6 protein-coding genes are annotated in these 7,269 nt (G+C 63.9%); 1 reads left to right on the top strand and 5 read right to left on the bottom strand.

The window, feature by feature from the left end:
* Positions 1 to 153: 153 nt before the first annotated feature.
* From ACFMBG_RS04050 to ACFMBG_RS04030, 5 genes are read right to left on the bottom strand one after another with little or no spacing between them, the layout of a single operon-like run.
* The gene (locus tag ACFMBG_RS04050; protein WP_421053451.1) at positions 154 to 537 is read right to left on the bottom strand and encodes a carboxymuconolactone decarboxylase family protein; all 384 of its coding nucleotides are present in this window, start codon (positions 535 to 537) and stop codon (positions 154 to 156) included.
* Positions 534 to 1,238 (bottom strand): glutathione S-transferase, encoded by a 705-nt coding sequence (locus tag ACFMBG_RS04045; protein ID WP_421053450.1) that lies wholly within the window; start codon positions 1,236 to 1,238, stop codon positions 534 to 536. Before ACFMBG_RS04045 ends, ACFMBG_RS04050 begins: the two co-directional genes overlap by 4 nt.
* Positions 1,239 to 1,242: 4 nt before the next feature.
* Complete coding sequence (locus ACFMBG_RS04040) at positions 1,243 to 2,697, bottom strand: aldehyde dehydrogenase family protein (protein WP_421053449.1); 1,455 nt, start codon at positions 2,695 to 2,697, stop codon at positions 1,243 to 1,245.
* A 6-nt stretch (positions 2,698 to 2,703) separates the two neighbouring features.
* Positions 2,704 to 3,816 (bottom strand): aromatic ring-hydroxylating oxygenase subunit alpha, encoded by a 1,113-nt coding sequence (locus ACFMBG_RS04035; protein ID WP_421053448.1) that lies wholly within the window; start codon positions 3,814 to 3,816, stop codon positions 2,704 to 2,706.
* Complete coding sequence (locus tag ACFMBG_RS04030; protein WP_421053447.1) at positions 3,813 to 4,700, bottom strand: MurR/RpiR family transcriptional regulator; 888 nt, start codon at positions 4,698 to 4,700, stop codon at positions 3,813 to 3,815. The genes ACFMBG_RS04035 and ACFMBG_RS04030 overlap by 4 nt, the downstream gene beginning before the upstream one ends.
* A 71-nt stretch (positions 4,701 to 4,771) precedes the next feature.
* On the opposite strand from ACFMBG_RS04030, the gene ACFMBG_RS04025 reads away from it, so the two are divergent.
* Positions 4,772 to 7,231 (top strand): FAD-dependent oxidoreductase, encoded by a 2,460-nt coding sequence (locus ACFMBG_RS04025; RefSeq protein WP_421053446.1) that lies wholly within the window; start codon positions 4,772 to 4,774, stop codon positions 7,229 to 7,231.
* Positions 7,232 to 7,269: the final 38 nt, after the last annotated feature.

Below are 7,269 nucleotides of genomic sequence, written 5' to 3'. Positions count from 1 at the left end.
CCCTTATCCACAGACCCACCGCACAGGACTCGAGACTCCGCCCTTCTTCTGGCCACAAATATCCCGGGGGAGGCCTGCAAGGCCGGGGGCAGAGCCACAAAACAAAAAAGGACGGCACAACGGCCGCCCTTCAAAACTTCAGAACAGAAAAACTCAGCTCTGCTCCTCCAGCACCTTGCGGGCGACCCGGAAGCATTCCAGTGCCTGGGGCACACCGCAGTAGATCCCGACCACATGGATGATGGCGCGGATCTCCTCCTTGGTGACGCCGTTGCTGATGGCGCCGCGGCAGTGGATCTCCCATTCGTGCATCTTGCCCAGCGCGCCGATCATCGAGAGGTTCATCATCGAGCGGGTCTTGGCGTCGATCACATCATCGCCCCAGCCGAAGCCCCAGCACCAGGCGGTCATGGCTTCCTGGAACGGGCGGGTGAAGTCATCCGCGGCGGCAAAGTTCTTTTCGACATATTCGGCGCCGAGGGTGGATTTGCGCTGCTCCAGCCCCTTGAGGAACAGGTCCTCGTCAAAAGTGCTCATGTATTGGTCTCCATATTCAGCATGTTCAGCAGCGAGGCCTCGATCTGGCCTGCGCAGTATTTCGGTTCGCGGGCGGCCCAGTCATTATTGAGGGCGGCGATGGGGGGCTCGGCGGCGATGCGGTCTGCCAGGCCTTCCAGGACCGGCGCGTTATTATGAAGCAGCACGCGCAGCGGCGGCAGACGATCGATCATCGTGTGCCACAGAGCGCCCAGCACCAGGTCCGCCAGGCCGGGGCGGCCCCTGCCCCACAGGTATCCTTTCCCGGCAGAGACGCCCGCATCAACTGCGATGCGTTCGTGGATCTGCATCCAGCGCGGCAGGCGGGTGCTGTGGAACTCTGCCCAGCTTTCCGCTTCCCACATCAGGGCGCCGTGATAGCGGGTGATCTCAAACAGTATGTCGGAGGCATCGCAGATCAGGCGCAAGGTCTGGTCGGGCTCCGTCAGCAGTCCGTGTTCGCGGCCCAGAGACATCAGGATCGCGGGCATTTGGCTGAGATGGGTGCCGGTCCGGGTGTCGGCCAGCAGAGGCGGCGCCATGAAGGGGTGCGGCTGGTCCGCCACACCCCGGTTTTTCAGCTCTGCCACCGCGTCGAAGCCGGGTTCTTCCCATTCCTGGCCGGCATAGGCCAGCACGTAGCGGATGAAGTGGCCCCGGAACGGGATCGGCCAGTAAAAGAGCTGGTAACGCGCCGCCATAGCCTCAGCCTTTCAGTTTCATGGCGATGTTCTTGGTCTGAACATAGTTCCACAGCGCCTCGCGGCCCTTTTCGCGGCCGTAGCCGGATTTGCCGTAGCCGCCAAAGGGCGTTTCGACGCCGCCAGCGTACCATTCGTTCACGAAGACCTGGCCTGCGCGGATCTGGCGGGCGCAGCGGGTGGCGCGGTCCAGGTCGCGGGTGAAGACGCCGCCGACCAGACCGTATTCGGTGCTGTTGGCGATCCCGATTGCCTCGGCGTCAGACTGGAACTTGAGGACCGAGAGGACGGGGCCGAAGATTTCCTCGCTGGCGATGCTGTCCGACGGGGTGATGCCGGAGACCACGGTCGGAGCCAGGAAGGCGCCCGCGTTGCCGACGGGCGCGCCGCCGGTGGCGATTGTGGCGCCGTTGGACTGCGCCTGCTGGACAATGCCCAGGGCACGGTCGCGCTGGGGCATGGAAACCATGGCCCCCATGTTGGCGCCGAACTCAGGGCGGTCGATGCCCGCCCCCACGCTGAGGCTTTGCGCGACGTTCACAGCGCGCTCGACCAGTTCGTCGTGGCGGCTTTCGTGCACGATCACCCGGCTCATGGCGCTGCAGACCTGGCCTGCGTTGAAGTAGATGCCCCAGCGGATGTCGTTCTCAAACGCGTCGAGATCGGCGTCCTCATGCACGATGGCGGCGGATTTGCCGCCGAGTTCGAGCACGCAAGGCACCACGTTCTGCGCCGCCGCGGTGGCGATGCGGATGCCGGTGGGGACGGAGCCGGTGAAGACGATCTGGTTGACCTGCGGATGGCCGGAGAGCGCCGCGCCGGCCTCATGCCCGTAGCCGCAGAGCACGTTGACTGCACCGGCCGGGAAACCCGCAGCCTCAGCCGCGCGGGCAAGCCAGGCGTTGGTGAGCGGGGTAAGCTCAGGCGTCTTGATCACGCAGGCGTTGCCAGTGGCGAGTGCCGCCGACAGCGAGCGCGCGGTCATCTCCAACGGGTAGTTCCAGGGGATGATCTGGGCGGAGACGCCCATCGGCTCATTCTCGGTCCAGTCGAAATAGCCGCCGCCCAGCGGGATCGAGCGGCCCTCCACCGTGCTGGCCTGGTTGCCGTAGTATTCGAAATAGAGCGCGGCGCCCTCGATCTCGATCCGGGATTCCCAGAGCGGCTTGCCCTGCTCCAGGGTCAGGACGCGGGCGATTTCGTCGATGTGGCCGAGCAGATAGCGGCCCATCGCCTGCACCATGCGGCCCCGCGCGATCGGGCGCAGGGCTGACAGTTCGCCGGACAGGTGCACACGGCGGGCGGCCTGCACGGCGCGGTCCACGTCGGCGGCATCGGCCAGCGCGTGGCGAGCCAGAAGCTCGCCATTGGCCGGGTTGGTGACATCGATCCACCCCGCCCCGCCGGGCACCCAGGCGCCGTCGATAAAGTTCAGCCATTCGGCATCAAGCTGTGTCATAGTCCGTTAGTTCCCTGCTTCCTGTAGGTCGCGGTCTGCCGCTTCACGCATCCACTTCTGAAGCTGAAGGATTGAATGCTCCGAGTTCACTCCGCAAGAGGGATCTACGACCAGGGGACCGGGGCGGTAGCCGCGGGACTGAAGGCCGCGCTGCACGGATTCCACCAGGCGGATGTCTTCCTCCACCGTGGTCTGGCGGTCCTGGACGGCAAGGCCGCGGATCACGTCGCTTTCGGCGCCGCCTTCGGTGTACCAGCCGCGCCAGACAGTGCAGCTGTCCACGCCGGTTGCGCGCCAGTGATAGGTGTTCAGCACATTGCCCGGGTAGCACTGGAAAGAGAACATCGGCCACAGGAACCAGCTTTGGTAGTCGCCCGCATGCGGAACGGACAGGTCGATGGGATAGGTCATCGCCTCCAGGCTCTGGCATTCGGTGGTGTGGCGCAGCACGTAGCTGCCGCCCGGGTCCGGCTGGATGTCATAGGTTTCCGGCTTCACCACCCCCTCGGCGAAGGTCGGGTGGTTCATCGGGCAGTGATAGCATTCGGAGTAGTTCTCGACCGAGACCTTCCAGTTGCAGTTTTCCGGAACCTCGACCCATTCCAGCGGGGCCAGATTATCGATGTGGGGCACGAACTCGCGGATTTCCTCGCGCACGCCGGGGAACCATTCGTCCATCGTGGCGGCGTTGTCGTCGAGGTTCACAAAGATGAAGCCGTTGAAGTCCTCGGTGCGGACCTCGGTCAGGCAGATCTTTTCGCGGTCGAATCCCGGCACCGATTTGATGTTCGGGCCTGCCCGCAGGTGGCCGGTCAGCTCATAGGTCCAGGCGTGGTACGGGCATACCACGACACGGGTGTTGCCGGTGCCGGTGACCATCTCGTGAGCGCGGTGCTGGCACACATTATAGAAGGTGCGGATCACTTCATCGCGGCCGCGGATCGCAAACAGGTTTTGACCCGCGATCTCAAAGGCGAAGTAATCGCCGATATTCGGGATCTGGCTGGCGTGGCCGGCAAACTGCCAGGTGCGCGCAAGAAGGCCCTTGAGTTCCGCCTTATAGATGGCCGGATCGGTGTAGTACCGTGCCTCCAGGGAATGGGTCAGTGGGGCGTTCATTCAGGTTCCTCCGCATAAAGGCCCAGCTGGTGCCTGCGTTTGTGAAATTTCTCCACCCGCTCGACGATTTCCTCGCTGGAGACCGCAATCACGAAGGAGAGCAGCGTTTCCAGCAGGGCGATGGTCGAGACGGATGACGGGAAGAATTGCGGCGTGTCCGCCGCGACGACAAAACCGTGATCCGCATTCAGGACCACGGGGCTGGCGGGGCTGTCGGAGATGCCGACAATGGTGACCCCTTGTTCGCGCGCGATCCTGATCGCCTCGATCACCTCGGCCCGGTAGGGCTTGCAGGTCATCGCGATCAGCACATCCTGGCTGTCCGCCCAGGCAAGGTCATCGACCGCCGTGGAACCGGGCCGCGGGATGGCGTGGAATTGCTTCATGCCGGTGGAGGCAAGATAGGTGAAGTTGCGGGCGTTGGCGTTGTTGACGCCAACGCCAAGGGTAAAGACCTGCCGGGACTGCCAGATCGCCTGCGCCGCGGCCTCAAGCCCGTCCGCATCGATACCCGCAAAGGTCTCCTCGATATTGCGGATCGCCGCCCCCACCATATCGGCATAAAGCCCGCCCAGTTCGCCCGACTTGGAAATGTCCTGCAGCCAGCGCGCCCGGTCGGGGAAGGACACCCCGCCCTTGCGAATCGCTTCGCGGAACGGAGCCCGGAAATCCTCATATCCTTCGAAGCCCACCTGCCGCGCCATGCGGACAAAGGTGTTGGGCTTCACATTCGCCGCCTCGGCAATCTCCCGCACGGTGGAAACCCCAACATCCGCAGGGTTTTCCAGCACATAGCGGGCCGCCTTCTGTGCCTCAGGGGTCAGCGCATCCCACTCTTCCGTGAGGCGCTCCAAAACAGTTGATGATACATTTGTGCCATTCATGATTGACGATGGTACAAATATGGAATTAGCCTGTCGAGCAGAAAAGCGACTCTGCAATCAGGAACGGCGAAATGGCTGAGAAAGAATTCCCGACACAGGCCCGTGTGGTCATCGTGGGCGGCGGCGTTATGGGGGTGGGCCTGGCTTATCACCTGGCGCATGAGGGCTGGGGCCCGGAGGTTGTGCTGCTGGAGAAGGCCGAGCTGACCTCCGGCTCGACCTGGCACGCGGCGGGGCAGATCACCCATTCCACCAGTTCCTTCGGGCTGGGCAAATGCGTGGACTACAACATCGGCCTCTACTCCGGGAAGCTGGAGGAAGAGACCGGCCAGGCGGTGACCTGGCACGGCTGCGGCTCCTTCCGCCTGGCCTATACCGAGGATGAGATGGACTGGCTGCGCCACACCCTGTCCGTCGGGCGCTCCTTGGGGTTCAATATCGAACTGGTCGGCCCGGAAAAGGTCGCCGAGCTGCACCCCTTCTATAACCTCGAAGGGGTTCTGGGTGCGCTCTACACGCCCGATGACGGCCACGTCGACCCGACCAACGTGACCATGGCCCTGGCCGCCGGCGCCCGCCAGCTGGGAGCCCGCATCATCCGCCACTGCCGCGCCACCAACATCACCCAGGCCGATAACGGCGAGTGGATCGTCGAATCGGAAAAGGGCACCATCCGCTGCGAACATGTGGTCAACGCCGGCGGCACCTATGCCCGCCAGATGGGCGAATGGTCCGGGCTGCAGCTGCCGATGACCTCGATGACCCACCACTACTTCGTGACCGAGCCGGTGCCGGAGTTCGAGGCACTGGACAAGGAACTGCCGGTGATCCGCGACGACAAGAAGGTCTCCGGCTACATCCGCATGGAGCAGAAGCGCGGCCTGATCGGGATCTACGAGAAGGAAGGCAGCAACTCGGTCTGGCACGACCACTGCCCCTGGGAATACGAGAACTGGCTGTTCGATGCCGACTATGACCGGGTGATGCCTTGGCTGGAGGAAAGCCTGAACCGGATGCCGATCTTTGCCGAGCTGGGGATCCAGCGCGAAGTGCATGGCGCGATCTCGCATCCGCCGGATGGCAACCCGCTGATCGGCCCGGCACCGGGCGTCAAGAACTACTGGTGCTGCTGCGGCACCCAGATCGGCATCGGCTGGGGCCCGGGCCTGACCCGCGAACTGGCGCGCTGGATGGTGCATGGCGCCGCCGACATCTCGATGCGCGAGTATGACCCGCGCCGCTTCGGCTCCTACGCCACCAAGGACTGGCAAGTGACCAAGGCGCATGAGGACTACAAGCTGCGCCACGAGATCCCCTTCCCGCATTTCAACCGGCTGGCAGGCCGCCCGATCAAACCGTCGCCGCTTTATGAGCGGCTGAAGGAAAAGGGCGCGGTTTATGAGGAGGTTTACGGCCACGAGCGCCCCCGCTGGTTTGCCAAAAACGGTGTGGAGCAGCGCGACCACTATTCCTTCAAGCGCAACGTGGTGCATGACATGGTCGGCACTGAGGTGAAGGCCGTGCGCGAGGGCGTGGGCATCATGGACATCTCCGCCTTTACCAAGGTCGAGGTCTCCGGCCCCGGCGCCGCGGCGCTCTTGGACCGGCTGACCGCCAACCGCCTGCCGCAGAAAGCGGGCGGCATTGCCCTCACCCACATGCTCAACCGCCGCGGCCGGATTGAGCTGGAAACCACCGTGGTGAAACTGGCAGAGGACAGCTACTACCTGGTCTGCGCTGCCTTCTTTGAACAGCGGCTGCTGGACCACCTGAACCAGAACCTCGCGGGCGAAGAGGTGGAGATCACAACCCTCTCCACCGATTGGGCCGCCCTTGCTCTCAATGGCCCGAAAGCCCGCGAGGTCCTGGCCGCCTGCACCGATGCGGATCTGACAAACGCCGGGTTCAAATGGCTGACCGCGCAGCAGATCGAGGTTGCAGGGCACAAACTCTGGGCCTTCCGCATGTCCTATGCGGGGGAACTCGGCTGGGAACTGCACATCCCGCGCGGCAGCACCCTGGCGGTTTATGACGCGCTTTGGACGGCTGGCGAGGCACATGGCATTGCCGACTACGGCTCATTCGCCATGAACGCGATGCGGATGGAAAAGGGCTTCAAGGGCGCAGGCGAGCTTACCAACGAGGTGACCCTGGCCGAAGCGGATGTGCTGCGCTTTGCCCGCACTGACAAGGAGTATCTGGGCAAGGACAAGACGCTGAACGACGCCGGCAAGCCTTGGGTCTGCGCCTATCTGGAGATCGAGCCGGACGGCGCCGAAGACGGCCACGGCGGCGAGGCTGTCATGCTGGAGGGCAAGGTTGTGGGCTCCACCGCCTCGGTCGCTTATGGCCATACCGTCGGCAAGATCCTGGCCTTTGCCTATGTCAAGCCGCACGCCAATGTGCCGGGCACTGAGATCGAAGTGGTGATAGCAGGCAAGCCGCGCCAAGGCCGGATCCTGGGCGCCCCCGCCTATGACCCCGAAAGCCTGCTGCCCCGCACCGACGCCGCGCTCACTCCGGCGGAATAAACAGAACCCGGCTCCCCCTTTCATCTTGCCAAAAATAC

Origin of the sequence: Leisingera coralii (genome assembly GCF_049056525.1) — a bacterium.
GTDB classification, from domain to species: Bacteria; Pseudomonadota; Alphaproteobacteria; order Rhodobacterales; family Rhodobacteraceae; genus Leisingera; species Leisingera coralii.
The sequence above is the reverse complement of the archived record's forward strand: the minus strand, read 5'-3'. Positions and strand labels throughout refer to the sequence as shown.

Bases quoted from the DNA above. Each gene is read 5' to 3' on its own strand.
- ACFMBG_RS04045 (WP_421053450.1), bottom strand. From the start codon at position 1,238: ATGGCGGCGCGTTACCAGCTCTTTTACTGGCCGATCCCGTTCCGGGGC.
- ACFMBG_RS04040 (WP_421053449.1), bottom strand. From the start codon at position 2,697: ATGACACAGCTTGATGCCGAATGGCTGAACTTTATCGACGGCGCCTGG.
- ACFMBG_RS04050 (WP_421053451.1), bottom strand. From the start codon at position 537: ATGAGCACTTTTGACGAGGACCTGTTCCTCAAGGGGCTGGAGCAGCGC.
- ACFMBG_RS04030 (WP_421053447.1), bottom strand. From the start codon at position 4,700: ATGAATGGCACAAATGTATCATCAACTGTTTTGGAGCGCCTCACGGAA.
- ACFMBG_RS04025 (WP_421053446.1), top strand. From the start codon at position 4,772: ATGGCTGAGAAAGAATTCCCGACACAGGCCCGTGTGGTCATCGTGGGC.
- ACFMBG_RS04035 (WP_421053448.1), bottom strand. From the start codon at position 3,816: ATGAACGCCCCACTGACCCATTCCCTGGAGGCACGGTACTACACCGAT.